34 protein-coding genes are annotated in these 26,024 nt (G+C 53.3%); 23 read left to right on the top strand and 11 right to left on the bottom strand.

Annotated features, from left to right (window positions below):
* Window positions 1–54 precede the first annotated feature (54 nt).
* The 8 genes from ACO0LO_RS24360 to ACO0LO_RS24395 all read left to right on the top strand — a co-directional run bounded on the left by ACO0LO_RS24360 (window position 55) and on the right by ACO0LO_RS24395 (window position 6,068).
* The gene (locus tag ACO0LO_RS24360) at window positions 55–1,596 is read left to right on the top strand and encodes an FAD-dependent monooxygenase (RefSeq protein ID WP_422968289.1); all 1,542 of its coding nucleotides are present in this window, start codon (window positions 55–57) and stop codon (window positions 1,594–1,596) included.
* 94 nt (window positions 1,597–1,690) lie between these two features.
* The gene (locus tag ACO0LO_RS24365) at window positions 1,691–2,419 is read left to right on the top strand and encodes a PEP-CTERM sorting domain-containing protein (RefSeq protein WP_422968291.1); all 729 of its coding nucleotides are present in this window, start codon (window positions 1,691–1,693) and stop codon (window positions 2,417–2,419) included.
* Between the two features lie 430 nt (window positions 2,420–2,849).
* Window positions 2,850–3,014: a hypothetical protein gene (locus tag ACO0LO_RS24370; RefSeq protein ID WP_422968293.1), complete on the top strand. Its 165-nt coding sequence runs from the start codon at window positions 2,850–2,852 to the stop codon at window positions 3,012–3,014.
* The gene (locus tag ACO0LO_RS24375; RefSeq protein WP_422968295.1) at window positions 2,984–3,610 is read left to right on the top strand and encodes a cytochrome b/b6 domain-containing protein; all 627 of its coding nucleotides are present in this window, start codon (window positions 2,984–2,986) and stop codon (window positions 3,608–3,610) included. Before ACO0LO_RS24370 ends, ACO0LO_RS24375 begins: the two co-directional genes overlap by 31 nt.
* 25 nt (window positions 3,611–3,635) lie before the next feature.
* Window positions 3,636–4,418 (top strand): molybdopterin-binding protein, encoded by a 783-nt coding sequence (locus tag ACO0LO_RS24380; protein WP_422968297.1) that lies wholly within the window; start codon window positions 3,636–3,638, stop codon window positions 4,416–4,418.
* 77 nt (window positions 4,419–4,495) lie between these two features.
* Window positions 4,496–4,711: a pentapeptide MXKDX repeat protein gene (locus ACO0LO_RS24385; protein ID WP_422968299.1), complete on the top strand. Its 216-nt coding sequence runs from the start codon at window positions 4,496–4,498 to the stop codon at window positions 4,709–4,711.
* A gap of 155 nt (window positions 4,712–4,866) precedes the next feature.
* Window positions 4,867–5,073 (top strand): hypothetical protein, encoded by a 207-nt coding sequence (locus tag ACO0LO_RS24390; RefSeq protein WP_422968300.1) that lies wholly within the window; start codon window positions 4,867–4,869, stop codon window positions 5,071–5,073.
* A 374-nt stretch (window positions 5,074–5,447) separates the two neighbouring features.
* Window positions 5,448–6,068, top strand: coding sequence for a sigma-70 family RNA polymerase sigma factor (locus ACO0LO_RS24395; RefSeq protein ID WP_422968302.1), 621 nt, complete (start codon window positions 5,448–5,450; stop codon window positions 6,066–6,068).
* Between the two features lie 26 nt (window positions 6,069–6,094).
* Here ACO0LO_RS24395 and ACO0LO_RS24400 read toward each other — a convergent pair whose 3' ends face one another.
* Together ACO0LO_RS24400 and ACO0LO_RS24405 are read right to left on the bottom strand one after the other, a co-directional pair.
* Entirely contained in the window at window positions 6,095–6,337 is a 243-nt protein-coding gene (locus ACO0LO_RS24400) for a hypothetical protein (RefSeq protein WP_422968304.1), read from the bottom strand.
* A gap of 33 nt (window positions 6,338–6,370) precedes the next feature.
* Window positions 6,371–6,829 carry a helix-turn-helix domain-containing protein gene (locus tag ACO0LO_RS24405; RefSeq protein ID WP_422968306.1) on the bottom strand — a complete coding sequence of 153 codons (459 nt, stop codon included), beginning with the start codon at window positions 6,827–6,829 and terminating at the stop codon, window positions 6,371–6,373.
* Between the two features lie 89 nt (window positions 6,830–6,918).
* Between ACO0LO_RS24405 and ACO0LO_RS24410 the strand changes: the two genes are divergently transcribed.
* A complete protein-coding gene (locus tag ACO0LO_RS24410) occupies window positions 6,919–7,083 on the top strand; it encodes a hypothetical protein (protein ID WP_422968308.1) in 165 nt (54 codons plus the stop codon).
* Window positions 7,084–7,094: 11 nt separating this feature from the next.
* On the opposite strand, the gene ACO0LO_RS24415 is transcribed toward ACO0LO_RS24410, so the two are convergent.
* Window positions 7,095–7,283 (bottom strand): hypothetical protein, encoded by a 189-nt coding sequence (locus ACO0LO_RS24415; protein ID WP_422968310.1) that lies wholly within the window; start codon window positions 7,281–7,283, stop codon window positions 7,095–7,097.
* Between the two features lie 264 nt (window positions 7,284–7,547).
* Here ACO0LO_RS24415 and ACO0LO_RS24420 point away from each other — a divergent pair, with 264 nt between their 5' ends.
* The 4 genes from ACO0LO_RS24420 (at window position 7,548) to ACO0LO_RS24435 (ending at window position 9,989) form a co-directional block, all read left to right on the top strand.
* A complete protein-coding gene (locus tag ACO0LO_RS24420) occupies window positions 7,548–7,997 on the top strand; it encodes a hypothetical protein (RefSeq protein WP_422968312.1) in 450 nt (149 codons plus the stop codon).
* Between the two features lie 4 nt (window positions 7,998–8,001).
* Complete coding sequence (locus ACO0LO_RS24425; protein WP_422968314.1) at window positions 8,002–9,192, top strand: phage/plasmid replication protein, II/X family; 1,191 nt, start codon at window positions 8,002–8,004, stop codon at window positions 9,190–9,192.
* 8 nt (window positions 9,193–9,200) lie between these two features.
* Window positions 9,201–9,539: a single-stranded DNA-binding protein gene (locus tag ACO0LO_RS24430; protein ID WP_422968316.1), complete on the top strand. Its 339-nt coding sequence runs from the start codon at window positions 9,201–9,203 to the stop codon at window positions 9,537–9,539.
* A gap of 243 nt (window positions 9,540–9,782) precedes the next feature.
* A complete protein-coding gene (locus ACO0LO_RS24435; protein ID WP_422968318.1) occupies window positions 9,783–9,989 on the top strand; it encodes a major capsid protein in 207 nt (68 codons plus the stop codon).
* A gap of 546 nt (window positions 9,990–10,535) precedes the next feature.
* On the opposite strand, the gene ACO0LO_RS24440 is transcribed toward ACO0LO_RS24435, so the two are convergent.
* Window positions 10,536–10,823, bottom strand: a complete 288-nt coding sequence (locus ACO0LO_RS24440; RefSeq protein ID WP_422968320.1) for a hypothetical protein — start codon at window positions 10,821–10,823, stop codon at window positions 10,536–10,538.
* 310 nt (window positions 10,824–11,133) lie between these two features.
* Between ACO0LO_RS24440 and ACO0LO_RS24445 the strand changes: the two genes are divergently transcribed.
* The 5 genes from ACO0LO_RS24445 to ACO0LO_RS24465 all read left to right on the top strand — a co-directional run bounded on the left by ACO0LO_RS24445 (window position 11,134) and on the right by ACO0LO_RS24465 (window position 14,555).
* Window positions 11,134–11,475 (top strand): virulence factor TspB C-terminal domain-related protein, encoded by a 342-nt coding sequence (locus tag ACO0LO_RS24445; RefSeq protein WP_422968322.1) that lies wholly within the window; start codon window positions 11,134–11,136, stop codon window positions 11,473–11,475.
* Window position 11,476: 1 nt separating this feature from the next.
* Entirely contained in the window at window positions 11,477–11,779 is a 303-nt protein-coding gene (locus ACO0LO_RS24450; RefSeq protein WP_422968324.1) for a DUF2523 family protein, read from the top strand.
* The gene (locus ACO0LO_RS24455; protein ID WP_422968326.1) at window positions 11,776–12,900 is read left to right on the top strand and encodes a zonular occludens toxin domain-containing protein; all 1,125 of its coding nucleotides are present in this window, start codon (window positions 11,776–11,778) and stop codon (window positions 12,898–12,900) included. Before ACO0LO_RS24450 ends, ACO0LO_RS24455 begins: the two co-directional genes overlap by 4 nt.
* Window positions 12,901–12,902: 2 nt before the next feature.
* Window positions 12,903–14,033 carry a methyltransferase family protein gene (locus ACO0LO_RS24460; protein ID WP_422968328.1) on the top strand — a complete coding sequence of 377 codons (1,131 nt, stop codon included), beginning with the start codon at window positions 12,903–12,905 and terminating at the stop codon, window positions 14,031–14,033.
* An 87-nt stretch (window positions 14,034–14,120) separates the two neighbouring features.
* Window positions 14,121–14,555 (top strand): DUF4124 domain-containing protein, encoded by a 435-nt coding sequence (locus ACO0LO_RS24465; protein WP_422968330.1) that lies wholly within the window; start codon window positions 14,121–14,123, stop codon window positions 14,553–14,555.
* Between the two features lie 215 nt (window positions 14,556–14,770).
* Here the strand turns inward: ACO0LO_RS24465 and ACO0LO_RS24470 are convergent, their stop codons facing one another.
* Window positions 14,771–15,064, bottom strand: coding sequence for a hypothetical protein (locus ACO0LO_RS24470; protein ID WP_422968332.1), 294 nt, complete (start codon window positions 15,062–15,064; stop codon window positions 14,771–14,773).
* Between the two features lie 737 nt (window positions 15,065–15,801).
* Here ACO0LO_RS24470 and ACO0LO_RS24475 point away from each other — a divergent pair.
* Window positions 15,802–16,245, top strand: a complete 444-nt coding sequence (locus tag ACO0LO_RS24475) for a hypothetical protein (protein ID WP_422968334.1) — start codon at window positions 15,802–15,804, stop codon at window positions 16,243–16,245.
* 240 nt (window positions 16,246–16,485) lie between these two features.
* Here the strand turns inward: ACO0LO_RS24475 and ACO0LO_RS24480 are convergent, their stop codons facing one another.
* Together ACO0LO_RS24480 and ACO0LO_RS24485 are read right to left on the bottom strand one after the other, a co-directional pair.
* On the bottom strand, window positions 16,486–17,259 hold the full coding sequence (locus ACO0LO_RS24480) for a methyltransferase family protein (protein ID WP_422968336.1): 774 nt from the start codon (window positions 17,257–17,259) through the stop codon (window positions 16,486–16,488).
* 137 nt (window positions 17,260–17,396) lie between these two features.
* The gene (locus ACO0LO_RS24485; RefSeq protein WP_422968338.1) at window positions 17,397–18,389 is read right to left on the bottom strand and encodes an alpha/beta hydrolase family protein; all 993 of its coding nucleotides are present in this window, start codon (window positions 18,387–18,389) and stop codon (window positions 17,397–17,399) included.
* 222 nt (window positions 18,390–18,611) lie between these two features.
* On the opposite strand from ACO0LO_RS24485, the gene ACO0LO_RS24490 reads away from it, so the two are divergent.
* Window positions 18,612–18,878 (top strand): hypothetical protein, encoded by a 267-nt coding sequence (locus ACO0LO_RS24490; protein ID WP_422968340.1) that lies wholly within the window; start codon window positions 18,612–18,614, stop codon window positions 18,876–18,878.
* Between the two features lie 106 nt (window positions 18,879–18,984).
* Here the strand turns inward: ACO0LO_RS24490 and ACO0LO_RS24495 are convergent, their stop codons facing one another.
* Window positions 18,985–19,887 carry a LysR family transcriptional regulator gene (locus ACO0LO_RS24495; RefSeq protein ID WP_422968342.1) on the bottom strand — a complete coding sequence of 301 codons (903 nt, stop codon included), beginning with the start codon at window positions 19,885–19,887 and terminating at the stop codon, window positions 18,985–18,987.
* A 133-nt stretch (window positions 19,888–20,020) separates the two neighbouring features.
* Here ACO0LO_RS24495 and ACO0LO_RS24500 point away from each other — a divergent pair, with 133 nt between their 5' ends.
* From ACO0LO_RS24500 to ACO0LO_RS24510, 3 genes are all read left to right on the top strand, one after another.
* Window positions 20,021–20,704 (top strand): type 1 glutamine amidotransferase domain-containing protein, encoded by a 684-nt coding sequence (locus tag ACO0LO_RS24500; RefSeq protein WP_422968344.1) that lies wholly within the window; start codon window positions 20,021–20,023, stop codon window positions 20,702–20,704.
* On the top strand, window positions 20,701–21,009 hold the full coding sequence (locus ACO0LO_RS24505) for a putative quinol monooxygenase (RefSeq protein WP_422968345.1): 309 nt from the start codon (window positions 20,701–20,703) through the stop codon (window positions 21,007–21,009). The genes ACO0LO_RS24500 and ACO0LO_RS24505 overlap by 4 nt, the downstream gene beginning before the upstream one ends.
* 377 nt (window positions 21,010–21,386) lie before the next feature.
* Complete coding sequence (locus ACO0LO_RS24510) at window positions 21,387–23,429, top strand: TonB-dependent receptor family protein (RefSeq protein WP_422968519.1); 2,043 nt, start codon at window positions 21,387–21,389, stop codon at window positions 23,427–23,429.
* A gap of 119 nt (window positions 23,430–23,548) precedes the next feature.
* On the opposite strand, the gene ACO0LO_RS24515 is transcribed toward ACO0LO_RS24510, so the two are convergent.
* The 3 genes from ACO0LO_RS24515 to ACO0LO_RS24525 are packed head-to-tail and all read right to left on the bottom strand — an operon-like array spanning window position 23,549 to window position 26,021.
* Window positions 23,549–23,968, bottom strand: a complete 420-nt coding sequence (locus ACO0LO_RS24515) for a hypothetical protein (protein ID WP_422968347.1) — start codon at window positions 23,966–23,968, stop codon at window positions 23,549–23,551.
* Window positions 23,969–23,977: 9 nt separating this feature from the next.
* Window positions 23,978–24,904 carry a PoNe immunity protein domain-containing protein gene (locus ACO0LO_RS24520; RefSeq protein ID WP_422968349.1) on the bottom strand — a complete coding sequence of 309 codons (927 nt, stop codon included), beginning with the start codon at window positions 24,902–24,904 and terminating at the stop codon, window positions 23,978–23,980.
* The gene (locus ACO0LO_RS24525; protein WP_422968351.1) at window positions 24,855–26,021 is read right to left on the bottom strand and encodes a PoNe immunity protein domain-containing protein; all 1,167 of its coding nucleotides are present in this window, start codon (window positions 26,019–26,021) and stop codon (window positions 24,855–24,857) included. Before ACO0LO_RS24525 ends, ACO0LO_RS24520 begins: the two co-directional genes overlap by 50 nt.
* Window positions 26,022–26,024 lie beyond the last annotated feature (3 nt).

The following is a 26,024-nucleotide window of genomic DNA, read 5'->3' on the forward strand; positions in this document are numbered from 1 at the left end:
CGGGAGCATTCAAGTATCTTTCGGCTCTAATCATTCTCTATCTGAAAGTCTTACTTGAACACCCCGCTTGAAACCACGAAACCCGCACAAAATCATTCCATTCACGATGCCATCATTTCCGGCGCAGGACCGGTAGGCCTATTCCTCGCTTGTGAACTGGCCCTGGCCAAATGCTCGGTACTGATATTGGAAAAGGCTGAGAATCCTCACTCGCCATTAAAGCAGATCCCTTTTGGGATACGCGGACTCTCGGCGCCTACGATTGACGCGCTATACCGTCGTGGCTTGCTCAATGAACTTGAAGTACCTAAACGGGTTAAAAACCCGCACTCACATGCTGCAAAAGGGCAGCATCGTCAAGTAGGGCACTTCGCCGGAATTCCATTTCATGATGGCGATATCGACACTTCGCAGTGGAAGTATCGTCTGCCAAGTTCAACCGATACCAGCCTGGTGTCTGAAATGGAGGAGCTCGAAACGGTGCTGGCCCACCGGGCCGACACCCTGGGAGTAAAAATCAGGCGGGGCTTTGCGATCACCGGTTTTCATCAAACCGCGGATGGAGTAACTGTGCAGTCGGGCGGGCAGTCTTTTCAGAGCAAATGGCTCGTGGGGTGCGATGGAAGCCGCAGCGTGGTCCGCAAGGAGGGTGGATTTGAGTTCCCTGGTACAGAACCAGAATTTACCGGTTACTCGACCAAGGTGGACATTGCCGATCCGGAGAAACTCAGCCCAGGCCGAAACGTGACGCCTGCCGGCATGTACCTCCAATCACAGCCAGGTTACCTGATCATGCAGGATTTCGATGGCGGAGCGTTTCACAGCTCGGACAAGCCGATCACGCGGGAGCACGTGCAAGAGGTATTGCGCCGTATTTCAAACACCGACGTGACTATTAGCACCCTACATATTGCAAGCACCTGGACTGACCGCGCACGGCAAGCCACAAGCTACCGCAATGGACGAATACTGTTGGCGGGAGATGCTGCGCACATTCATTCGCCACTCGGAGGGCAAGGACTCAACCTGGGACTAGGCGATGCCATGAACCTGGGGTGGAAGCTCGCCGCAAGCATTCAAAAAGCGGCGCCCGCAGGTTTGCTGGATAGTTATCATGCTGAACGACACCCAATCGGGGCGCAGGTTCTAGACTGGTCGCGCGCCCAGGTCGCCATCATGAATCCAAGCCCCGCTGCGCGCGCTCTGCATGCCATTTTTCGCGAGCTAATGAACACGCGCGATGGCGCGACCTATATGGCAGGAAGGGTCTGGGGTATTTCCACGCACTATGATCTAGGCGACGTCCATCCTTTAGTCGGCTATAGCGTTGCCAATTTTGAATTCGAAGACGGTACGACGGTTGGCCAGCTAATGCAAGATGGCCGCGGGATCTTGCTTGATTTCGATAAGAACGTTTTGCTGAAAACTTTAGCAAATACATGCAACAAGCAGGTAGCGTATGTTTCGTTCCCGGCGAAAGATCAATTGGGCCTGGGTGCCGTGTTAATACGTCCTGACGGATTTGTTGCCTGGGCTTCCGACAGCAAGCCTGATGAACAATCACTTGGGCAGGCGCTTGCCCGGTGGTTTGCTTGAATCAGTTCCTGCGGCTGAAATACAGGCATACGACCAATACATCGTCGCTTGCGACAAAAGGTGTTGCGTATGCAACCGCCAGTAGAACGATGCCATGATACAATCGCTGCGCGCGCCGCAGTGGGTGGTGCATCAACGGTCAATCCCTATAAAAATTATGATCAAAATTCTTGCTTGCAGTGTCCTGGCTTTGGCGGGTGTTGCTGCCCACGCTAATCCGATCAATCTGATCACCAACGGTGACTTCTCGGCCGGCGCCAGCGGCTTCGATTCTCAGTACACCTTGGGCGCTGACATTGCTCACTCCACCGGTGCGAACCCTGATCTGTGGTCGCCGAATTTCTACGGCGTGGGCACCAACCCGAACAACTTTCACCCTAGCTGGTCCAGCTTCACCGGCGACGGCAATATGCTGATCGCCAATGGCGGCGCTGATACAACCGCGGCCTTCTGGTCCGAAAGGCTCCTTGGATTGGCTGCTGGCAGCTACACCTTCAGCTTCTCCGCTGCGGGCATCTACAGCGGTAACCCAGCCGTGCTGGATGCGATAGCCGTGAACCTTGACGACGCGTCCGTCATCGATCTGGGCCAACTGGCGATGAACAGCACGACCGGCCAGTGGCAGACCCTGAACACCACGCTGAACCTCAGTGGCAACATCCGCTTCAAGCTGATCGACCTGAACGGCGTTGCCGACGGCAATGACTTCGCCATCGATAATATTTCCCTGGTCTCCGCTGTGCCCGAGCCGCAAAGTTTGGCCCTCATGTTCGCGGGCCTCTGCGCCTTTGCCGTTTTGTCGCGCCGCCGCAAGCAAGCTTAAGATAACGCTTAGGCCCCACGGGGCCTGCAGAAAAACGAAAGAGCCCGGAAGGGCTCTTTTTTTTGCGTCATCCGAAGCTCACCTCAGACGGTGAATCGTTCTGGCGTTTCGTGGATAGGGAGCCTCACGACCAAGTAGTTGATTTTTTCATTTGCGCAACGCCGGCCTACTAACCGCCAGCTTCTAAGCAATTGCTTGGGCTCTTATGCAGGCACTCCAAGTACAAATCGACGGACTCGAAGCGACATTGCCAAAGCATCGTCGCCGCGACAAAGATTACCGTATTCCGTGTTCCGTTGCTGGTATCGAGCCGATCTTGGCGATTGTAATCTTGTTGGAAAACCGAAAAGTAATCAACCATAAGAGCTAGAGACGGTTCATACGGTCGTATCTATAATTTGCTTGCGATTTTGCAAAAAAGGAAACAACCATGAACAATCCATGCAAGCGTTCTGCAAATCCAGATCGCCAGTCCGGGCTGATGTCCAGCGTATGCCGCGATCCCGAGCAGGCACTTTCAGCAGGACAGTTTTGGGCTGCGTTCCAGAGCGCCGACGAGGCGCAATGCCTGGCCGCAACGGCAGGGGGCCTGTGATGGGCCGCGATCCGCGCATCACTCATCCGGGCTGGCTGCGCGTCACGCACTGGTTCAACGCCGTCGCCGTCGTGCTGATGGTGACAAGCGGCTGGCGTATCTACAACGCCACGCGCTTTTTCGATTTCGATATTCCGAGCACCATCACGCTGGGCGGCTGGCTCGGCGGCGCCTTGCAGTGGCACTTCGCGGCGATGTGGCTACTGTTCGCCAACGGCATGCTGTATTTGTCGATCAACCTGTTCTCCGGCCGTCTGCAGCGGCAGTTTTTCCCGGTCACGCCGCGCCAGTTGCTGCGCGACCTGGGCGCAGCGCTGAAAGGCAAACTGCTCCACGCTGAGCCGGGTCACTACAACAGCGTGCAGCGGCTGGCCTACCTGTTCGTCATGGTCGACAGCCTGGCTTTGGTGCTGTCCGGGCTGGTGCTGTGGAAATCCGTGCAATTTCCGATGTTGCGCGAGCTGATGGGCGGTTATGAAGCGGCGCGCCGCGTGCACTTTTTTGCGATGAGCGGGTTGTGCGCCTTCATCGTCGTGCATGTTGTGATGGTGGCGCTGGTGCCGCGCACCCTGCTGACCATGCTGCGCGGTCGCTAAGCGCTTGTCTCAAGGAAAACAGATCATGAAACTATTCAAAAAACGCGAGATTATCATCCCCGGCGAGGGCGCGGCGATGCTGGCAGACAGCATCGCCAGGATCGCCAGACCGTCGCGCCGCGCCTTCCTGCAGCGTAGCCTGACCCTCGGCGGCCTGACGTTGCTGACTGGCTGCTCGATCAGCGATCAGGACAGCATCGACCAGGCGCTGACCGGCATCTCGCGTTTCAACGACCGCATCCAGGGGCTGCTGTTCGATCCCACCCGCCTGGCGCCGACTTATCCTGACAGCATGATCACCCGACCGTTCCCGTTCAACGCCTACTACGGCGAAGACGAGATCCGCGAGGTCGACGGCGGCGACTGGCGCCTGGAACTGAGCGGCCTGGTGGCCGAGCGCAAGCCCTGGACGCTGGCGCAGTTGCGCGCCATGCCGCAGCAATCGCAGATCACGCGGCATATCTGCGTCGAAGGCTGGAGCGTCATCGGTAAATGGGGCGGTGTGCCGTTCGCACAATTCCTGCGCCACGTGGGTGCCGACCTGAGCGCGAAATATGTGGGTTTCAAATGCGCCGACGACTATTTCACCAGCATCGACATGGCCACTGCCCTGCATCCGCAAACGCTAATGGCGCTCACCTACGACGACCAGCCCTTGCCACCCCGCTACGGTTTTCCGATGAAGCTGCGCATGCCGACCAAGCTCGGCTATAAGAATCCAAAACACATACAGGCCATTTTTGTCACCAATACCTACCCTGGCGGCTACTGGGAAGACCAGGGGTATAACTGGTTCGGTGGCAGTTGATTGTGTATCGATCTCTATCCCGGACCGCCTTTAACGCAGTACCCACGTTGTTTAACTTCACCTATCGAGGAACCATTATGAAAAAAATCACCATCGCACTGATCGCCGCTTGCCTGACGATGTCCGGCGCCGTGTACGCGCAGGACGCCATGAAAAAGGATGACATGAGCAAAGGTATGGAGAAAGACGACATGAAAAAGCCCGCCGTGCACAAGGACAAAATGGCCAAGGACAACATGAAGAAGGATGCTATGGCCAAGGACGAGATGAAAAAGGATGAAATGAAGAAATAATCGTGATGCCCGGCTTTCAGGCCGGGCGTCCTCGGGAGCAACATCCATACCGCAAACTATCGCACCAAGCACCACCATGCAGCCGCGTCCGCTTATGGCGGCGGCAAGCCATCGCCCGTCCGCCTGCAGGCCCAGTTGCAGCGCTATCAGCACCAATGTCCACATTGTCTACCATCGACGTGGTGCCGTTCTTGGATGGCTACCTGACCGAGTCCCACCTGCAGGACAACAAAATCAAGTCCGTCGATATCACGGCGTCCGGCTGGTTTTTTTGCCTGATGTGCTACCCGCCGTTTAATGGCGCTGCCGGCTCGTTCATACCGAGCAATGTGCCCGACCATGTCACCAGTTTCGCCGCATGATCGATGCACCTCTGATCGGGACTTACCTTCATATCGTATTGAACGTCATTGCGCTGCTCTTCCTGGTGGCGTACGCCTCCTGCAGGGTATCGCTGGGCTGGAAGTGCAGCAATTTAAAGAGTAGGGGAGTGGTGCAGTCGGGGTTGCATGGGATCCTCCGACATCCGGCCTATGTCTGCAAAAATGCGGCGTGGTGGATATTCGCAGGATCTGTTGCGGTCCATGGTGTTCCGTTGCTGGCATCGAGCCGATCTTGGCGACTGTAATCTTGTTGGAGGACCGAAAAGTAATCAACCATAAGAGCTAGAGACGGTTCGTACGGTCGTATCTATAATTTGCTTGCAATTTTGCAAAATGGCCACGAACGGAATCCAATGATCGACAAAATGGACTTTTCGGAAAAAGCAAACTTGATTCCTGCGTCGCAGTTTCTTTTTGATAATCAAGAATTGCTGAAAAAGCTGCGCCGCCTGATGCTCAGATTTGCCACTTTACGGCTGTATGACAATCATCTGGCGGAAGAGGCCGTTCAGGAAGCCTTGATCGGTGCATTTAAAGGCCAAGGCAGTTTTTCGGCGCAGGCAAGTTTCCAAACCTGGGCCTTCGGGATCTTGAAGCACAAGATCAGCGATGTTTTGCGTACCAAAGGCACGCGATCAGAGATTGGCCTGGAATATTCCAGCGTCGATGTCGACGATATCGCAGATCCGTTGGACCACACCATGCCAGATCGCCAGTCCGGGCTGATGTCCAGCGCATGCCGCGATCCCGAGCAAGCACTTTCAGCAGGGCAGTTTTGGGCCGCGTTTGAAAGCGCACTGCGCGACTTGCCTGGCATTCAAGCCGACGTCTTCGTCAAACATGAATTGAGCGCGCTCAGCGTCACTGAAATTTGTGAAGAAATGGCGATTAACAAGGAAAATTTTTACGTGCTAATCCACCGTGCCCGCAAGCAGTTACAGTCGAGTATGAAGCATTGCAAGGATGTCGAGTAGGACCGGGCAGCAAGAGACAACGGTCGTTACAAATCCTCGACCAGTTTCCCGGCAAAGGTGCTGAAGGTAATCGCGCCTTGTTCGGCTGAGCGCCAGGCAACGTCAAAATATTTGTTTCGTACGATACATATCCACGGGTGTTTTTCAATTACGCCAATACGGCAGGCAACACCATCCGCACCAGGGCGGCCGGCGCCTACCAGATGACAACCACCACGTTTCCCGGTCTTTTCGTCGACCGGATGTTTGGGAGCCTCATTTTTCTTCATTCCCATTCGCTTAGTTAGATTAAAAAAGACGCTCTAAAGGCGGCTATGAGGATTGTTGCTGAAAAGCATTTTTGGAGTGTTTCGAGGTATTTCTCGTGGGACCATAATTTCGCATAATTTATATTCCTGCGATTGTTCTTCCAAAGCAGCCCTACTGGTTGCAGCCTCCGCAGGTGTCGGTGTCAAAAATAAATTGACAACGAAAGCCAAGAGGAGGGCGCTAGCGGTCGCTGCCATCCTCGCGGTAAAAACTTCCCATAACGACTTTTGGCCTGATCGTTCTGCTCGGTCCATATCTGCTGCCATGATGATTTTGATGGGCTCGATTTGCAGCGCCAAAGCTAAAGCGATGCAAGTTTCGTTCTCCATAATTCTTCGTCCCGCGAAGATGTTGCTCATTGCTGGCTGAGTAATTTTAAGAAGCTTCGCCATTTCGGTGATGCCAAGTTGTTGCTTTGACTGCAACATTTCCAAATATTTCACGCTTTTCATAAAAGATTCTCTCCTTGACTACATTTCGCTCTGAAATGTACATTTCTTTGCGAAATGATTTCTTAGCGAAATGTTTACGGGACTTTATCATGAAACAGCAAGAAGACCGGTTTACCCGTGACACGTTTGCAACGCCTGTAAGAGGTCGTCCGCGCAAGCCTGACGCCCTGACACCGGCTCAGCGCGCCAAACTCTACCGCCAGCGCAAAAAAGCTGCTGCAGCAATTTCCGTGACGCGTCACGAAAAATCATGACACCAATCCCTTTAGCGAAGAATGTCCTCGCCGCGTCGCACCCGTTTCTGGTTTTCGCGCAGTCGGGCGTCGTTTGCCTTGATTTCGTCACGGTCGCGCTTGTTGTTCAAGATTTTGAACATCATGACGACCGAGCCTATGAACAGCACGATTGCTACTGCAGGCCAAATGATGTCACCTACTTCGATGGGGTGGGCCATGGTCTGTGATCCTCTCTACGTGATTCTCGGTAAGGCCTTATTCGTCCTGGAGATCGGGGTATTGGCAGTTTTGGTCTTCAGGTTTTGGCTGGAAGTCAAATTGTATAACGGGCAACAGGTAGTTGTCCGCTTGCGCCGCATGCGCTTGCTGAATCGTCTGCAGCAGCTATCTGACATTAGGAAGCAGCGTGATTTCACTGTAGAAGAAAACCGCTTCATTGATCGCCTGTCCGTCCTCTACCGCGAGTCGGAGGATGCATCCGTATGAAATCGCTAGATTGCTTTACATGGCAAGTAGTCTGTCGCGCCGGCGTGCTGTGTTCCGGTGTAACGCCTGACTTTCTCACAATGTTTAGCCAGGTTAAAACTTATCGTGACCGATATGCCGAAATGTTCCCTGGACGCTCCGTGCGCACGGCGCTGTATTACACCTCCGGTGAGCGTATCTCTATCCATGACATCAAAGCAGCCTTGCGCGCACTGGCCGATAAACGCATCGCGGAATCCGTCGCTGCAAGGGCTTTGGCGGCTCAGCAAGCGCGTTTCAGCGGTCTGGACGAGGGGCGGCTTGCCCGCCACCGTCCGGACGCTGAAAACGCGCTTTTTTCTGGAAAATCCGCGCACGTTTTTTGTCAGGCGAGCGTGGTAGCACCGCCTGACAGTCCCGATTTAGGGAATTTGCACGTTTTACACGATAACGAAAAAACTTCATAACTTCATGGCCTACGACACCATCAAATTGAAGTCACCTGCGCTCGACCGATCAGTGATCCGGCGCATTGAAGAACAATGCATTTTGCGTTCCGGCGAAGACATGGCCAGCGGCGAAGTGCTGTACGAACTGTTTGCCGGCGAGCTGCTTGGCTCCTGGGATTCCCGTATATCGGTCATTCCCAAATATGAAGATTGGATCATCAATAAAAACGGACGCCCTGAGCTGGTGCCGACCGAGCCTTACCTGCTCATAGAAGGCTCTGTCCACAAAATTACGTGTGGCCATAACGTGTACGGCGGCCCGACGAATTTCCTGCAGGCCTGCCGCGATTTCGTGGCGTTGGTATCCGAGCTGCTCAATACCGACTTGCCGCACGCCGACGTATGGACGGTTCACCGAGTGGACGTGGCCCTTGTCTATCGCCTGCCGAAACCGGCCTGCAAGGAATTTTTTGATGGCGTCCAACTGCTGAGCTTCCCCAGGCGCAAAAAGGGTGCAGCCAAATACGACATGGCCGTCTACTTCGCCGGTAAGACCACGACCGTGAAGTTTTACCACAAAGGCACTGAATTTCAGGTGCACGAACGCAGCCGCCTGCGAGGCTATTTCACCAATTTATTTATCCATCTGTATGGCGCTGACGATCCGCAAAACAGGGATCGGGTACAGAGAAAAATCGACGCTTTGCAGCGGCTCGCAGATAGCCGCTTGCGTGCAGAGGTCGAAATTCACAGTGACAAATTGCAGTATGACTTCGAGAAAAACCCTCGCGTTGATGAACTCTCCGACGCGTACCTGCAGGGCGTTTATGACAGAGAGATAGAAAAGCTACTCCGTGAAGGAAAACAAGCCATGAATACGGTCAGGGAATCGAGAGCCGTCCTGACAAGGCTCAAAAATGTCTATGGTGACTCTACCGGCGCGCGCCTGTATGGCTTCTGGTCTTCGATGGTCACCCTGGGTGATGAAGTGACACGCGATCAGTTCGCAAAAACGGTGTTCTATCGAAACCGAAAATTGTTGGAAGAAGCCGGTGTGTCCTGGCGCAATTCCGACGTGGTGGTGATCGCCAATGACAGCATTCTTCCGGCTGACTTTTCGCCAGTCAGGACGGACAGACGATTGTGTTTTCAACCTGCGCGCAATCGCTCTGAATTTTCAGTCAGCAGGGAAACTATGCGCTTAGCCGCTTAAGGAAAATCATGTCTACAACAGCACCAGCAGGTAACCCGAATGAAGCACGTAAAGAGCCTACGCCAATGCGTGTGTTTGTCAAAGGCCGTATCGAAGAAACACGCCAATATGAAGGCAATCGCTTTACCCGCATTCTGACGCCAGCGCCTGACGCATACAGCAGGCCGCAAGTGGTCGAGGTCAAAAGCAAAGGCCGTCTGGGGCAGAAGGGCGACGACGTATCTGTGGTCTGTGCGCTCGGCGGCTATCAGCGCAAGCCGTTTCAAATGAAAGATAAAGACAGCGGCGAAGTTCTCAAAATTATTCCAGTCGATCACACGCTGGAAGCGGTGGAAACGCAAGGTTAAAAATGGCGATCTGCGTATCAGCGGCAACTAATCCTGACGGCTCGCTACAGCTGATGCCGGATACGTCAAAAACGGATTTGAGCACATGCAATTATGTGCTTCAAACAGGAGCGGAGGTAGGATCAACGTCACTCCTATCTTTGACGCCTGACCAAGGTTTGGAAATCTCGATGTCCGTCGCGGCATTGTGGGCTCTAGCCTGGGGAATCAAGCAAGTGGCGAATGTTCTGAAAGGAAATGCAAATGAAGAAGTCGATTAAATTGAAACTGGCCGCTTTGGCTGCTGCTGGTGCCGGTATGTCTTCCGCTTACGCCGCTGGTGGCGTCGATACAAGCTCCGTTACAGGTGCTATCACCGATGCAGGTACAGCGGTTGGCGTTGTAGGTGCTGCTGTTCTGGTGGTTGTGGTTGGCACCAAAGTGTTCAAGTGGATTGCTCGCGCACTCTAATTTCAAGCTGCACTAGGGAGCTCCGGCTCCCTTTTTTTCGTTAACGACTATGAGACCTCAAAATGCTTGGAGTTATTGTGTTGGTGGCCGTCTGCGGCGCATTCTGGATATTGTTTTCCTCTTGATCGCACTTGGCTTCTGTGGTCACGCTTCTGCGGTTGGCGTGGTCGGTTTTAACTGGGTTGCCGAGGGTGGTCCGGTTTCTGGTCCTTTCCCCACGCCTTCGGCCCTTTGTGCGGCTAATACGGGTGCGGCTTTTGAGGCGACGCTAACGAACGGTAGTTACTATTGCTCGCTGCCTAATGGCGACGGTACTTATCGGAATTTTTATAGTATGCATAAGGCTGACGGTTGCTTTAGTGGCTATGAGGCTTATCAGGATACTTGCCGGAAGCAGTGCCCTTCGCCGCAGTTTAATTTCCCTGCAAATTCGGATACCTGCGATGTCAAGCCGACTTGTAAGATTTACGAAGACTATATTTCAGCGGTTAATCAGTGCAGGCAAAAAACCTGCGCTACTGGCACGCAACTTGATGTGCAGACAGGTCAATGCGTAGCGCCTCCACCGCAAGGATCATCTACGACCTCATCGGGTGGCTCGACTGGCTCAACAGGCGGCGGTTCGACGTCAACCAGTGGCAGTACCAGCGGCGGTGGAAGTACGGGCGATGGCGGTACTTCTAGCACATCCGGGGGAAGCACATCCGGTGATGGCGGCACGACCAGCACAACCACTAGTACAGGTAGCACCGGCAGTACAGGCACCACGTCTACAGGCGGTAGCACTACCAGCACAAGTGGCGACGGTGTCGGGTCTACCTCTGGCACGTCCACAGGCGATCAGGGAGGCGGTGGCACGACCACCACGACGACGTCTACATCATCAGGTGGCACATCAACTGGCTCTACAGGGTCAACAGGGTCAACAGGGTCAACCGGCTCGACTGGCTCAACAGGGTCTACAGGTTCGACTGGATCAACAGGCTCAACGTCTGGCAGCACCGGTGCAAGCGGTAATGGCGACAACCCAAATCCTGACGATATGTGTACCAAGCATCCAGAACTGAACGTCTGCAAAAATTCGACGGTGTCCGGCACCTGTGGTGATACGACTTGCGACGGTGACGCGATTACATGCGCGATCTTGCAGCAGCAACGTAAGCAGTACTGCGAAGACCACGATGATAAGAATCCGCAGGTCGTGTTGGGCAAGCAGCTGCTGTCTGGCGATGACCCCATGAAAAGCACGCTGCCTACCATCGACAACGCGCAAAAAGTCGATCTTGGTCAAGGGAATTTGGATTCTTCCGGTTGGGGCATGAGCGGTTCCTGCCTGCAGGATAAGACCATCAATGCAATGGGTCAGACCGTCATTCTTCCTTTGTCGAAATTATGCGATGTGCTGCTGGCGTTTCGTGCGGCCATCATGTTGCTGGCTTCTATGGCGAGTTATCGCATGGTGTCTGGCGCTGTCTTAAGGAGCTGATATGCCGTTTTTTGTTGCTGCGTTAATGGGTGCATTGGGCACCGTGGCCGCTTCGCTGGTGGGACGTGTTTTGCTGGCGCTCGGTATGGGCTTTGTGACCTATACAGGCTTTAAAGCCAGTACGGATGCGCTGGTCAGTTTGATGAAGTCTTCGCTGTTGGGTATGCCTGTTGAGATTGCTCAATTGCTCGGTTACGTATGGGTGGATAAAGCCTTGTCATTGATTGTTTCATCGTTTGCTGCAGCGCTGGTGGTGAAGTTGGCTGGTAGCGATACGATCACCAAATTGGCGATAAAAAAATGATTAACCTATTTACCGGACTTCCGGGCAACGGCAAGACCCTCTATGCGCTGAGCTACGTGAAAGCTTGGGCCGAGAAGGACAACAGGCCAGTCTATTATTCCGGCATCAAAGGCCTCAAGTTGCCGTGGGAAGAAATCGACCCGCAGAAGTGGTTTGAATGTCCAGCTAACTCCATCGTAGTCATTGATGAATGCCAGTCAGTGTTTAGGCCGCGTACGGTAAGTAAGGACGTGCCGGAATATGTGTCCAGGTTGGAGACCCATCGGCATCAAGGGATTGATCTGGTGTTGATTACGCAGCATCCGTTACTGGCCGATTCGTCTATTCGGCGTTTGGTCGGCAAGCATTTGCATATCGTACGGACGTGGGGCACGGAGAGGGCGACGATACACGAATGGGCGAGCGCACGTGATAACTGCGATAAACCGGCAGGGCGGAGAGATTCGATTAAGCACCATTGGAAGTACGACAAAGCAGCCTATGCTTACTATCAGTCGGCTGAGGTGCACACTGTCAAGCGCAGTATTCCCATGCGTGTTTTTGTGCTTGCGGCGGTGCCGGTACTGTTGATCGCTGCAGCGTTTTACGTGTATCGGTTCACGAAGAAACACACTGATGCTGATGCGGTATCGGCCAATGGGGTGACGACGCTGGGACAAGCTGCTGCGGCACCTCCGGGCGCTAAGAAGGTAGCGTCATATCTGAATGCTCGGGAAGATGCAAAGCAGTACGTATATGAGAATACGGCACGTGTTGACGGTCTGCCGCAGACTGCGCCGAAATATGATGAGATAACGACGCCGACCGTTGCGCCTGCGCCAGTCGCTTGTATGGCGACAGCTGGCCGATGCAGCTGCTACACGCAGCAAGCCACACCGATATCGATGCCGGAACATCTCTGCAGGGATATCGTCAACCACGGCTATTTCCAAGATTTCGATGTCGCCGGAAAGCAAAATAAGAATTCGCTGGCCGGTGAACCTGCCACCTATCGGCCTAACGCCATCGTGTTGAGCAGTCAGGGCAATGAATCACGGCCTGAGCCTAGGCAATTTCCCGCTGTCGCCGTTATGCCGCCTGTTCAACACTCCATACGTCCACAACCTGCACCAAGAGGATAAGCATGTTCGCCATCACTATGTCACCTGCGCTCGATCGCGTCCGCCAGTTGGCCACGAACTACTGCAGCACTATTTTGGTGCTTTATCTGAGCCTGCAGTTCTATACTCGGTTCAGCGTCTATCACGTAAGGCTGTATGCAGCCATCTGGGAGCCGCAAACACTGCACTGGCTGTCCGGCGTCCACCTGACTAACGGGATTGTCATGCAAGCGCTGTTTTGGGTGTACACGCTCGTTTTGCTGCCTTACTTCGCATTCGGCGATGGCAAGCCAGCAAAAAGCTATCTGCTGCTCAGCTGGGCCTGCGCCGCATTGCTCGGTAACCGCCCGAAAATGCGTGTCGAGGAAAAGCAGGCCGCATTGACAATCCTGCTGAAGTTCGTTTTCGTGCCGTTCATTATCAATGCCGCTATCGGCCATCTAGGCCAGGTCAATTACCGTATTGTTGACGTCTTCAAGTATTACGCACTGGAGCCAGTCCAGCGCCCTTACTTCATCGCTGATATGTCAGTGCTGTGGCTCCAGATCGCGACGGCCATTGTCTACTGCATCGATGTGGTGCCGTTCGTGGTTGGCTACCTGACCGAGTCCCACCTGCAGGACAACAAAATCAAGTCCGTCGATATCACGGCGTCTGGCTGGTTTTTTTGCTTGATGTGCTATCCGCCGTTTAATGGCGCGGCTGGCTCCTTCATTCCGACCAATGTGCCCGACCACGTCGCCAGTTTCGCCGGCATGATCGATGCGCCCCTTATCGGTGCTTACCTGCATATCGTGTTGAACGTGATCGCACTTTTATTCCTGCTGGCGTATGCCTCCTGCAGCGTTTCGCTCGGCTGGAAGTGTAGCAATTTAACGAGTAGGGGAGTGGTGCGGTCGGGGTTGTACGGCATCGTCCGGCATCCCGCCTATGTCTGCAAGAATGCGGCCTGGTGGATATTTGCAGGATCTGTTGCGGTTCATGAGGCAACAGCAGGGCGCCCGTGGGTGTTTAACCTGGTGTGCCTGGCTGTTTTTACCGGTGTCTATGCTATGAGGGCGATTACTGAGGAAAGGCACATGAGGTACTCAGATGATTTCTATTCCGGTTATTGCCACGACGTGCCCTATCGATTTATACCGAATATTATTTGACCTAGTGGGCTGTCTGCAGGCGGTTTTTTGACCCATTTTCAGGCCGGCATCTGAATTAAATTTGGTTTGTTTAGTACTTGATTTTCCGTGACGCAACGCTTTAAAATGGTCGATATGAAAACATTCATATTGGCCATTTTGCTTTTTGCCTCTGGTGTTGCTGCCGCCGCAGTTAACGTTTGCATTGATGCTGACGGCAAGAAAACCTTTACCGATCAGGAATGCGCCAAGCTCACACTGAAGGATTTACATCCGAAGCCTGTGGTTGTTGCGCCGGTGCAGGCTAAGCCCACCGAGCAGTATCACGCACCTATTCCAAAAGAAATCATCGTCCAACCTTCTATTATCAAGGAAGCACCTGGGCCTAGTATCTGGTTTGTTCGTCATCGAACTGACTATCCGTTGCTGATATTGATTGGTGCTTTCTTGTTTCCAGTCGTCTTTATCGTGCTGTGGTATGTCTTCGACTTTGGAAACAGGCGTCGTCGTCGCCTTAGCGTAGAGGCGGCGGCAAAGCCGTAAAATATCCCGCCGTATCGACCGAGATAAAAAACTCCGGCGGGACAGGTTGCGCGGATCTCGCCGCGGCTAACCCGCGACTTCGGGATTTTTAGCCGGGCATTCCCAGCTGGTGTTTTCCTGGAAGCGCCAGCCGACCTGGCCACCCTCATGAAGACCAACTCAGCCTTTGTGCCTGGCGCAACGTCGTTAGCAATTTTGCATTAGAATATTTGCTTTCAAGCAAAGAAGCAGAGACGTGCAACAGCTCGAACTTTTCCCATTTGAGGTTTTAAGTGACGCAGAAAAGCAACAGTGCCTAAATTTAATTTCGGCTCAATACTGGCAACTTCGCTCGTTTCGTGCTTGGAAATCGCTTGATGCAAAACGACGGCAATGCTATCGGAAAATTGAGGCTCAAAAAAAACGCCTGCGTTTAGCAGGCGTTCCAAAGCGAGAGATTTTAGACTTTCTAAGCTGCTGTCGATTGAAGTGCGGTAGGCATGAAACCATGCCCATATTGTGGAGGCCAAAACCGCCCGATTTACCGCGCTTATCCACTTTCTTAAGCGCCTAATGATTTCGCATAATTTATATTATGTAAAATAGCCCGTAGGGTGTGGAAACGTTTAGGCTGCATATTTGGGGCCGCAATTTGGGCAATCTCTTCCCTTTTTGCACTTGAGCCGGCAGCAAGCTAAGTAGTCCAAAATCTCTCGCTTTGAAACGCCTGCTAATCGCAGGCGTTTTTTTTCGACCGCGATTTTGCGATACGCCTTGCGCCGCGTTTTGTCTCCAAACCGCCAACCCCTGGTGTTTCGGAGGATCCAATATTGCGACCTAATAAAATCTAAAGCCTGTTGTTTTTCCACGTCACTTAAATGGGCAAATGGGAAAAGTTCGAGCTGTTGCACGTCTCTGCTTGTTTGCCTGAAAGCAAAGATTCTAATGCAAAATTGCTAACGATGCTGCGCCAGGCGTAAAGGCTGATTTGTCTTCATGAGGGTGGCTAGGTCGGCTGGCGCTTCCAGGCAAACACCAACTGGGGATGCCCGGCTAAAAATCCCGAGGTCGCGGGTTAGCCGCGGCGAAGTCCGCGCAATCTGACCAGCTGGAGCTTTTAACCTAGTCAATAAGGCGGGATATTTTACGGCTGCGCCGCCGCCTCTACGTCACGGAAATTCATGTTACTCTGCCAACCTAAACATTGATAAGGCAGAAACATGCATATCTGGTTCAATCTTATTTTCATCCTGATCATTAGAGCGTTATGAATAAAATTGATATTAAATTTGATAAGTTGAGTTTTATAAGAAGTAAAAGTGGAAAAATCACGGGGGGATTATGGGTCTCAACTAAAAATAAGGATTTTCCTGCGGAAGGATGGAATGATTTTGTCGTCATAATTTTAAGCTGGTGGCTTCAAGAGTTACGTACGCTATCTCTTAGAGAATCTAACTCTGTGTTTCTTAGATTTATGGATGGCCCATATCACATTGCCGTAAGCTCTATCAGTGATACTCATGCCAAAGTAGAATTCATTGACCATCATTCAAAATCTGAGATGGTAGGCAATTTTGTATTTTCAATTTCTGAATTTGGCGATGCAATTGCTGCTGTTGCGACAGACGTGTATTCAATTGCAAAAGAAGAAAAGTGGGAGGATAACGATTTGAAGCTTCTTAAAAGAGCAATAGATCAATGGCAATCTTAGCGAAAGCCTCCAAACCAATAGCCGTAATCGAAATAGAAGACAAAACACATGAGCGTAAGGAGCGTTAAAAAGCAGATGCCACCAAAGAAAAAGCCTGCGCGGTGGCAGGCTTGAAATTGATACGCTGGAAATCACACAAACATCCATCTGCTGAAGAAATTGCCGGTATCGAAAGCCAAATTTAATTCAGACGCCGGCCTGAAAATGGGTCAAAAAACCGCCTGCAGGCAGCCCGCCAGGTCAAATAATATTCGGTATAAATCGGTAGGGCACCTTGCTGCAGTACACGGCATAGTCGTCATCTGTGTAGCGCATGTGCCTTTCCTCAGTAATTGCCCTCATGGCATAAACACAAGTAAAAACAGCCAGGCACACCAGGTTAAACACCCACGGGCGCCCTGCTGCTGCCTCATGAACCGCAACAGATCCTGCGAATATCCACCAGGCCGCATTTTTGCAGACATAGGCCGGATGCCGGACAATCCCATACAGCCCCGACCGCACCACTCCCCTACTCGTTAAATTGCTGCACTTCCAGCCTAACGACACGCTGCAGGAGGCGTAAGCCAGCAGGAACAGCAGTGCGATCACGTTCAGCACGATATGCAGGTAAACGCCGATCAGGGGCGCGTCGATCATTTTTGCGAAACTGGCGACATGGTCAGGCACATTGGTCGGGATGAAAGAGCCGGCAGCGCCATTAAACGGCGGGTAGCACATGAGGCAGAAAAACCAGCCAGACGCCGTGATATCGACAGACTTGATTTTATTGTCCTGCAGGTACGACTCAGTCAGATAGCCAACCACGAACGGCACGACATCGATGCAATAGATGATGGCCGTCGCGATCTGCAGCCACAGCACTGACATATCCGCGATGAAGTAAGGGCGCTGGACTGCCTCTAGCGCGTAGTACTTGAACACGTCAACGATGCGGTAATTGACCTGGCCCAGATGACCGATAGCCGCATTGATGATGAACGGTACGAAAACAAACTTCAGCAGGATGGTCAATGCGGCCTGCTTTTCCTCGACACGCATTTTCGGGCGGTTGCCGAGCAAAGCGGCGCTGGCCCAGCTGAGCAGCAGATGAAAAGGCGCTGAATGGGCATGAATTGCGACCTAATAAAATTTAAAGCCTGTTAAACGACTTAGTTATGCTTCAAATTCTGGTCAAAAAAATCGACCACAGCGCTGTTGAAGGTTTGGTGAAACGCCCTCCTATCGAATCCGGCGTTGCTTTTACAGATGGCGGGAGCAACGTTCGCAAGCGCAGCGCTGCAAGGTGCCAGGAAATCAAAATGGCCGGCTTTTTGCACCACGTGGTAGTCGGGTGCTTTCGGGAGAGCCAGCCGGACTGCTTCGGCATAACGGGGGTGCGGCAGGATGATGTCGTCTTGCGCACGCCAGAGTTGCACCGGTATCTCGACGTTTTTCAATCCGTCCGGCGAGAATGTAAACCCCAGCGCTGGGGCTGCCACAACCGCAGCCTTGATGCGATGATCCTGCGCAGGGCTGGCATCGGGCGGTTCGATGCCAGCCTGCCCGGCCTTTGCTATCAATTCGCAAGCAAAATCTTCCGGATGTTCGCGGCAGGTCGGCCCTACCTTGGAAAAATCGGCAAGCCCGCCGATGCTTACCAGTGTCGTAAAGCCGCCGGCAGAGAATCCGAACATGCCGATACGTGCGGCATCGATTGCTTCACGGCCGCCCCAGCCTGACAACATGTAGTCGATCACACGGCTCATTTGTTTGGGGCGATCCATGATGAATACACTGCGGCTCTGGTCGGCATAGTTGTCGCCCCTGTGGGTAACGGCCGCAACAATATAACCCGCGTCGGCCAATGCAATGGCCGTATCGCAGTGACCCAGGAACGAGCCTCCGGTGCCGTGCGATATCACCACCAGCGGCAAGGCGCGCCCTTCTACCGGGCCATTGACCGCAACTGACATTGTTGTTGGTCCCTTGGAGGTGGGCTGCGGGGTAGTCTGGCTCGGATACCAGATGCCGATCTCCAGTGGTTTGCCATCGGGATCGGCGGCAAACGCATGCTGAAATCCTGCGGCATGTATGCAGGTGGTGGTAAGCGCCATGGCCAGCGCTGTCAAAGCGGAAAACACAGTCAGTTTAAAATTCTTCATAGATAGGTTCCAATGGTTGGTTGATAGCGTCAGGCTAGCGACCAACTGCACTGCGGTCGAGACTGATGTGACGAAGTGGAGGTTTATGGCGCCTAAACGCTTGGAAGTGTCGCCAAATGACCTGGATGGACGGTAAGATTAAGTGAGACGTCCAGCGCTAAGCCAGTTCCAGCCTGCATCTGCGACAAGCGCGTAGAATGGCGTCTTTAAAGAGGATTCAACATGAAAAAAACGGGAATGGCAAAGAGCGATGCCAAAAAGCTGATGGGTAAAATGGCGGCGCCGGGTGCAGCTGGTTTTGGCAATGCCGACAATGCTGCCGTTGATAAACGCGAGCAACGCAAGCGCGACCAGGCGCTTGGCCTGGTGCCATTCGCGGTCAAACTCAATGGCGAGTTGGTAAAACAATTGCACGCACTGGCAACCGAACGCGGACTCGATTTGAACGAGACTGTTGCCGACGTCCTGGCCAAGGGTCTCGCTGCGTAGCCAAAAGAGCCAAGAAGGACTTGTGTGCTTGGTATCCAAACACGCAAGGGCACCTCAGTATGTAAGTCGCCTTGATTGTTAGAGGCTTTGGCGCGGCATGGTGGCTTTAGTTTTCTTCATCACTCGCCGTGTTGAGCAAAAAATCCCGCAACAGCCGCGCGCTTGGGCCGATGCGCTGCGAATGAACCAGGTAGATCTCTAGCGGTGTGGTTTCGATTTCAGGAAGCACCCGTACCAAATCCCCCGAGGCAAGCAACGCAGCGGCATCATAAGCCGGCAGGCGCGCAATGCCCTCCCCGGCCAGCACGAAGGCCAGCCGCGCGGCTGCGCTGTCGGTCGCTACATCTCCGCGGATTGGTATCTGCAGGTCCTGCCCGCCGATGCGTACGCCGACGGTTCGCTGGTTTGGCGGATAAAGTATCCAGCGATGCTGTTCAAGATCATCGATTGAGGCAGACGGCCGATAGCGCCGCAGATAGGCCGGCGAGGCGCACAGCATGGTCGGCTCGCGGACCAGGCGGCGTGCGATCAGTGCGGAATCGGCAAGCGGGCCGGCACGTACCGCCAGCTCTATCCCATGTTGCACCAGGTCCACGTTGGCGTCGTTCATGGCCACATGCAGGCGGATCGCCGGATAGCGCCGGCGGAACTCCAGCAGCGCAGGCAAGATGCGCTTGTTGCCGAAGTGATGCGAGCAGGTAATGCGGACTTCTCCTCGTGGTTCAGCCCGCAGTAGTTCCATGCCGCGTATCCCGTCATGCGCCTCGTCAAGCAGGCGTTCGCAATGCACGCGGAACGCTTCTCCGGCCGGCGTCAGGCTGAAGCTGCGCGTACTGCGTTGCGCAAGCGGCAAGCCCAGTTTGGTTTCAAGTGCCCGGATATGGTGGCTCACCACCGCCCGAGTAAGCCCCAGCGCGCGCGCGCCGGCGGAAAAGCTTCCGCTGCGTACGACCATCGCAAAGATGGCCATTGCACGTAACTCATCCAGCACGGGTGATAGTTCACTCATATTTCATTGACGTCTAATTGTATTAAATAATTTGACACTGAGTCAGTGTATCGGTATCTACCCCGCCCTGCTCCCTTTACCTATATTACTACCAACGGCGACGTGCCGGGTTTATTGAAAATAGGAGCTGGCCATGAATACGACAAAACATGTACTGTTTATTTTGACAAACGCGGGCGAGATTGGCCCGAACAAACGTGAGACAGGTTATTTCTTCCCGGAAGTCGCCCATCCCTTTGAAGTGTTCGATCACGCCGGCATCGCGGTTGAGTATGCATCCCCTTTGGGAGGTACCCCACCGGAAGACGGTTACGATGAGAATGACCCTGCTCAACTTGCTTTTCGTAATAGTTCTTCAATCCGCCGCATGGCGCGCAGCCGCAAGTTGTCGGAAGTGGATGTCCTCGATTACGACGCGATCTTCTTCCCCGGCGGCCTGGGCCCTATGGTGGATATTGCGAATGACCCGGATGTGAAACGCGCCGTCGCCCGTGCCTGGAATGCTGGAAAGATCGTCGCAGCCGTCTGCCATGGTCCTGCCGCCTTCCTGGGCGTGACACTAGAAGATGGCTCTCCACTGGTTAGCGGCCGCAAGCTGACATCTTTCTCGAACGAGGAGGAAGCCGGTTACGCGCAAGCCGACGTGCCTTTCAGTCTGGAAGATGCATTGCGGGCCGAAGGTGCGGACTATTCATCGACCGCTGTATGGCAGGAAAAAGTCATCGTTGACGGACGCCTGATGACTGGGCAGAACCCCGCATCGGGCGGCGCGCTGGCGCAGGCGATTGTCCAGGCATTGCGCGGAGAATCGACATGAGCACGGCCGAGCAGATCAAAGTGATTGCGCGCTGGCAGTCCGCGAGCGGTGCAATCGGCCGGGTGCTTTCCATCATCGCCGAACTACGTCCGAAATCGCTGGCTGAGCCGGGTTGCCTTGGGTACGAGGTGTATATGGGAGTGGATACTCCCGGCAGCCTGTTGCTGCTTGAAAGTTATCGAGATAAAGCCGCGCTCGAAGCGCACAGGCAATCAGAGCATTACCAGTCGCTGGTGGTGAAGCGCGCCCTGCCACTGCTGAAGGACCGGCGGGTTGAGTTTCTACGGGAGCAGGATTTGGCGTGAGCAAACAAAGACGCTGCAAGCTAGTGCATCAGTTTGCAGCGTCTTTTTAGCATCTGAAATCTGGTCAACGTCCCTGTTCTTCAGCCTTTGCAAGCTCAGGGTGGCGTGCGGGGTAAGCCGGACTCGCCACGATACCAGTAAATTTCTGAATGAGGATCATTGCTATTTGCAAATAAGAAGTGTTATCATTTGAGGGATTGAGCGATCATACGCTCTGCACCATACGCCTTAAATGCCCTTCACCGCCGCTCCTCGTGTTTTAGCTCGGTACCGGGCTCTATCACTCAGGATACCAATTCAGCATGGCTTCGCTTTCAACGTATACCCCTTGTACAACCCCCTCTCTTACTCCTTGTGCAGCAGCAGTGGCGCTTGCAATGCTGGCGTTGTCCGGCTTGGCGCAGGCCCAGCAGACGGACGGCAATTCCAGCGACAACCCGCTGGTGCTTGACAGTGTCCAGGTAACAGGCAACTGGCTGGGCAGCGGCTTGCAGAACAGCGTTAAAAATTTCCCCGGCGCCCGCACCGTGGTGCGCAAGGAAGATATTGACGATACCGGCGCCGCCAGCATTGGCGATGTAATGCGCCGTATCCCGGGCGTGCAGAGCACGGATAACTCGGGCACCGCCGGCAGCGCGATCTCGCTGAATATCGGCGTGCGCGGGCTGACGGGGCGCTACTCCCCGCGTTCCACCGTCTTGCTGGACGGCATACCTCTCGCTGTTGCACCTTATGGCCAGCCGCAATTGTCGTTTGCGCCGGTCAGCCTGAATAATATTGAAGCGATCGACGTAGTACGTGGCGGCGGCGCTGTGCGCTATGGCCCGCAGAACGTTGGCGGCATCATCAATTTTACAACCCGTTCCATTCCCGACACTGCCGGCGTTACCGGTGATGCGACACTGCGCTATAACAATTTCAGCCAGGGCGGCCACAATGAACAGTACAGCGCTTTCATCGGCAACCAGTTGGACAACGGCCTGGGCGTCGCCCTGCTCTATTCCGGCATGGATGGCTCGGAATGGCGTACCGGCAGCAATGAGAAGGTCAATGATGCGGCGATCAAGCTGCGTTACAAATTGAGCCCTAACGCCGAGATCTACGGCAAAGTGTCTTACTACGACGTCAATTCAAAAACACCCGGCGGCCTGACGGTAGCGCAATACAATGCGGACCCGTTCCAGAATACCCGCCCTACCGATTTCTGGAGCGGTGACCGCAAAGGCGCCGACATCGGCTATTTGAACACGTTGTCTGCGACGCAGGAATTTGAGGTCAAGGCGTATTACAACGAAAGCTTCCGCCAGAGCGTGCTGATTAATGCGGCCAGGACGCAACTGGCGCACCAGCCCCGCAACTACCAGGTGCTGGGTCTGGAACCGCGCTATACCCAGCGTTTTGCCCTTGGCGCAACAACGAATGATGTTACTGTCGGCTACCGCTACCTACGCGAACGCGGCGACGACAACAGCTACAACGAAACCATCCGCACCGGCGCACTCAGCGCGGTATCGACCTTCGTCAATGCGACGGACGCGCATTCAGCCTATATCGATGACCGTATTGCCTACGGTGCCTGGCGCGTAACGCCAGGCGTGCGGTTTGAGCACATTTCGTCGGAGCGTGACGACCTGACCGCGCACCAGGGTTTTGAAACCCGCAACAACAAATCCCTGCCTTCGCTGAACATTGCTTATCTGTTGAATCCGGCGTTGACACTGTTCACCAATTACACGACCTCTTTCGGCCCGGTACAAAACCTGCAGCTCAATTCGCAGACAGCCGCCAATCCGCTGAAGCCGGAGCTGGCCAAAACCGCTGAAGTGGGCGCGCGCTGGAAAACGCGTGAAGTCAGTGCAGAAATTACGGCCTACAAACTACGCTTCGATAACCAGATCATCCAGGTGCCCGGTATCACGCCGGCCACCTTCCAGAACATCGGCGCGACCCATCACGACGGTATTGAATCTGCAATCGACTACACCTTTGATGATGCCGGTGCGCTGGCCGGGCTGAACCTGTTTGCCAACTACAACTACACACGCGCAATCCAGAAATCCGGCACTACAGCCGGCATGGATGTGCCTTTCTACTCGCGCAATACCGGCACCGTAGGCGCACGCTACCGCGTGCAAGCCTGGACATTTAACCTGTCCGGCTCGCAGCAAAGCGCGCAGTTCTCCGATACGGCTAACACGGTAAAGGAAAGTGCAGATGGTGGCGTGGGCCGCATCCCCGGCTTCCGTGTGCTGAACGCGCAAGTAAATTGGAAAATGCCTGGCAAACCGAACTTTGATGTGATGGTGGGCGTTAATAATCTGAGCGATACCCGCTACTACACGCGTAACGTGGATGGCAACGCCGGCCGCATGGTAGGTTCGCCACGGATGGCGTATGTGGAATTGCGCGCCGGATTCTAAGCCTTGAGGCAGTTAAATCGGTAATACCGGTTTCTGGACTGGCTTCATTCGCGGGCTGCCTCCAAGGCAGCTCGTTTGCCATCTGGCCCCTCCAACGAAGGCCAAGGGGCGCAAAGCCGCTATTTTGCGGGCCGCTTGCAGGCCACGCCAAATGCAGGAACAATTTCCGGGAATTTGGTGGGCAAAGGTTCTGAATATTTTTTCAGGATTTTCTCGCTATTCATCTGGCCCCATTCAGCCGCACCGGAATCCGCGGGCATAAATCCGATTTGCGCAGTAGCTGCGCTTTTTTTCGCACAATCAAAAGCGAACACGGTAATCGCATAGCCTGTTTTCCCATTTGCCTCCTGCGGGGAGCGGAGCGCAACATAGGTCAGTCCGTTCTGGGACTGGATGTGCTGCTGGTCAATCTCCACCGACTGGGGTTTATCGGTTTTGAGTTTTGTCCATTCAAACTTTGTCTGGTCAAACGACTGCGCCAGCGCGCTACCGGCAGAAAGTAGGAACAGCATTGCAAGAGTCAGGCTTTTAAGTTTCATATTTTCTTTCTATCTGGATTCGCTGGTATAGCGGTTCTGAGCGCGTAGCATCTTTCCATAAGCGACAAGGTCTTTGGGATAAACCAGATGTTCAATCCGGCTATCGTCAAGGTCAAGCAAATAAACCGCTGCAGCGGCCTCGAATGCCCAGTAACCATAATAAGGTGCATACCCTTTTTTATTGATTTTAAGATGACCGTCATACCAGCGCGGATGGTATTTCATTGCGGGATACCATTTCTTTAAATATCTTTCAAGCAGGATTTTTGATTGCTTTGGGCTGTCTGCATAAAACAGCTCACTGAGGATGTCAAATGGTTTGCCAAGCACGCAGGTGCCTTCGGTTTCTTCCATATCTTTGTAAGCCGAAATCAGACACTCAAACAAGGCATCCAAGCCCCTATGACTTCGTAATACGTCAATGATGCGCAACACCGAATTTTCATCACGAAGCAGGATTGCAATGCTGAGTAGTTGCAAGGTGTCTTCGTAGTCTGCCAAAGTGTTGAAGTCTGGCGCTGCCCGATATTCATAAGGCCCATCCTCAGGGTATTTTTTTCTTACCGCTTTCATCCAGAGCTGGTCGGTCTCGTTCCATTCTTCAAACAAGTTCACTATTCCAGACAGCCGAGGAGCCAGTTCGTCGAGAGGAAGTCCCGACGTATAATCCAGCATCCAGGCCCAAAAAGCTTCCAGATACAAAAAATGGTGAACAGAAGCGGTTTCTTGATCAGAGTCTGCCAGCAATAAATTTTTTTGCTCACCACGAATGAGCTCTTGCTGGTTCCTGGCCGTTTCCTTGTAAAGAGTTTCGCTCAAAAAATTTTGGCGCCGGCGCTCATTGAACGATTCTCTTTCAGTCATCAACGTGTTAGCTATATGATTTTCAGCCAACTGGACTTTGATCCACGCTACGCTGCCAGATTGTTGCGCCATAATTTGCACCTTCAAATGTCGGCATCACTTCTCCCTGCTTAAAGAAGTGGCGACTGTTTGCCCGCGCCGGTGTTTCCCAATAGCCTTCAGCTGGGCAAGCTTGCCCACCCTGAACCCTGCCAATTTCGGAGACTTCCTCAGGGTTTTTGCTGGTGTATCGATCCTGTTCACGCAGCATTTTTCCATAAGCGACCAGATCCTTCGGGTAAACCAAATGGTCGATCAGGCTGTCGTCAAGATCGAGAAGATATACTGCGGCGCCCGCCTCAAAAGCCCAGTAGCCATAATAAGGCGCATGGCCTTCCTTGATGATATTGAGATGGCCGTCGTACCAGCGAGGGTGGTCCTTCATTGCGGGATACCATTTCTTCAGGTATTTCTCCAGCAAGGCCTCCGATTCATCTGCGGTCTCCGCGAAAAACAACTCGCTAAGAATGTCAAATGGCTTGCCAAGTATGCAGTTGTCTGGAATTTCTTCCACATCCGTGTAGGCCGAAGCCAGGCATTCGAATAAAGAATCCTGATTGCGGTGGCTGCGTAATACATGAATGATTCGCATGACCGAACGTTCATCGCGTACTAAAATTGCAGCGCTCAGAAGTTGCAGCGTATCCTCATAATCAGCCAGGGTGCTGAAATCAGGGGCGCCCCTATATTCATAAGGCCCGTCCTCCGGATACCTTTCTCTTGCCGCTTTCAGCCACAGTTGGTCGGCTTCGTTCCACGCTTCAAATGCATCTACAATCCCTGCAATTCTCGGAGCGAGCTCTTCAATGAGTTTCCCTGCTGTGTAATCCAGCGTCCACGACCAGAAAGCTTCCAGGTAAAGCATTGCATAATTTGAAGAATGAGATTCCGTGCCAGAAATCGCTATCTTCAGATTTTCCGCAGCCACGGCTAATAATGCCTGTTGATTGATAGATGTTTTTTCGTATAAATTTTCAATTAACATTTTTTGACGGCGAGATTCATTAAAATCATTTGGATTGATTTTATTTTTTTGTTTCTCTTTGTCCGATTCTTTCAAAATGACGTCCTGCTGTTTTTGTATAAACCATCGTTCAAAAATGCTGAGGCCACGGTCATCAAAAATATGAGGATTAATTTTAAATTCCACTTA

The sequence above is a fragment of the Undibacterium sp. TJN25 genome (assembly GCF_049339885.1).
Taxonomy (GTDB): domain Bacteria; phylum Pseudomonadota; class Gammaproteobacteria; order Burkholderiales; family Burkholderiaceae_D; genus Undibacterium.

Bases quoted from the DNA above. Each gene is read 5' to 3' on its own strand.
- ACO0LO_RS24375 (WP_422968295.1), top strand. From the start codon at position 2,984: ATGCCTGGCCGCAACGGCAGGGGGCCTGTGATGGGCCGCGATCCGCGC.
- ACO0LO_RS24430 (WP_422968316.1), top strand. From the start codon at position 9,201: ATGTCTACAACAGCACCAGCAGGTAACCCGAATGAAGCACGTAAAGAG.
- ACO0LO_RS24460 (WP_422968328.1), top strand. From the start codon at position 12,903: ATGTTCGCCATCACTATGTCACCTGCGCTCGATCGCGTCCGCCAGTTG.
- ACO0LO_RS24405 (WP_422968306.1), bottom strand. From the start codon at position 6,829: ATGAAAAGCGTGAAATATTTGGAAATGTTGCAGTCAAAGCAACAACTT.
- ACO0LO_RS24390 (WP_422968300.1), top strand. From the start codon at position 4,867: ATGTCCACATTGTCTACCATCGACGTGGTGCCGTTCTTGGATGGCTAC.
- ACO0LO_RS24455 (WP_422968326.1), top strand. From the start codon at position 11,776: ATGATTAACCTATTTACCGGACTTCCGGGCAACGGCAAGACCCTCTAT.
- ACO0LO_RS24500 (WP_422968344.1), top strand. From the start codon at position 20,021: ATGAATACGACAAAACATGTACTGTTTATTTTGACAAACGCGGGCGAG.
- ACO0LO_RS24365 (WP_422968291.1), top strand. From the start codon at position 1,691: ATGATACAATCGCTGCGCGCGCCGCAGTGGGTGGTGCATCAACGGTCA.
- ACO0LO_RS24370 (WP_422968293.1), top strand. From the start codon at position 2,850: ATGAACAATCCATGCAAGCGTTCTGCAAATCCAGATCGCCAGTCCGGG.
- ACO0LO_RS24495 (WP_422968342.1), bottom strand. From the start codon at position 19,887: ATGAGTGAACTATCACCCGTGCTGGATGAGTTACGTGCAATGGCCATC.
- ACO0LO_RS24410 (WP_422968308.1), top strand. From the start codon at position 6,919: ATGAAACAGCAAGAAGACCGGTTTACCCGTGACACGTTTGCAACGCCT.
- ACO0LO_RS24385 (WP_422968299.1), top strand. From the start codon at position 4,496: ATGAAAAAAATCACCATCGCACTGATCGCCGCTTGCCTGACGATGTCC.
- ACO0LO_RS24380 (WP_422968297.1), top strand. From the start codon at position 3,636: ATGAAACTATTCAAAAAACGCGAGATTATCATCCCCGGCGAGGGCGCG.
- ACO0LO_RS24435 (WP_422968318.1), top strand. From the start codon at position 9,783: ATGAAGAAGTCGATTAAATTGAAACTGGCCGCTTTGGCTGCTGCTGGT.
- ACO0LO_RS24510 (WP_422968519.1), top strand. From the start codon at position 21,387: ATGCTGGCGTTGTCCGGCTTGGCGCAGGCCCAGCAGACGGACGGCAAT.
- ACO0LO_RS24515 (WP_422968347.1), bottom strand. From the start codon at position 23,968: ATGAAACTTAAAAGCCTGACTCTTGCAATGCTGTTCCTACTTTCTGCC.
- ACO0LO_RS24395 (WP_422968302.1), top strand. From the start codon at position 5,448: ATGATCGACAAAATGGACTTTTCGGAAAAAGCAAACTTGATTCCTGCG.
- ACO0LO_RS24450 (WP_422968324.1), top strand. From the start codon at position 11,477: ATGCCGTTTTTTGTTGCTGCGTTAATGGGTGCATTGGGCACCGTGGCC.
- ACO0LO_RS24400 (WP_422968304.1), bottom strand. From the start codon at position 6,337: ATGAAGAAAAATGAGGCTCCCAAACATCCGGTCGACGAAAAGACCGGG.
- ACO0LO_RS24505 (WP_422968345.1), top strand. From the start codon at position 20,701: ATGAGCACGGCCGAGCAGATCAAAGTGATTGCGCGCTGGCAGTCCGCG.
- ACO0LO_RS24490 (WP_422968340.1), top strand. From the start codon at position 18,612: ATGAAAAAAACGGGAATGGCAAAGAGCGATGCCAAAAAGCTGATGGGT.
- ACO0LO_RS24520 (WP_422968349.1), bottom strand. From the start codon at position 24,904: ATGGCGCAACAATCTGGCAGCGTAGCGTGGATCAAAGTCCAGTTGGCT.
- ACO0LO_RS24475 (WP_422968334.1), top strand. From the start codon at position 15,802: ATGAATAAAATTGATATTAAATTTGATAAGTTGAGTTTTATAAGAAGT.
- ACO0LO_RS24415 (WP_422968310.1), bottom strand. From the start codon at position 7,283: ATGGCCCACCCCATCGAAGTAGGTGACATCATTTGGCCTGCAGTAGCA.
- ACO0LO_RS24420 (WP_422968312.1), top strand. From the start codon at position 7,548: ATGAAATCGCTAGATTGCTTTACATGGCAAGTAGTCTGTCGCGCCGGC.
- ACO0LO_RS24485 (WP_422968338.1), bottom strand. From the start codon at position 18,389: ATGAAGAATTTTAAACTGACTGTGTTTTCCGCTTTGACAGCGCTGGCC.
- ACO0LO_RS24425 (WP_422968314.1), top strand. From the start codon at position 8,002: ATGGCCTACGACACCATCAAATTGAAGTCACCTGCGCTCGACCGATCA.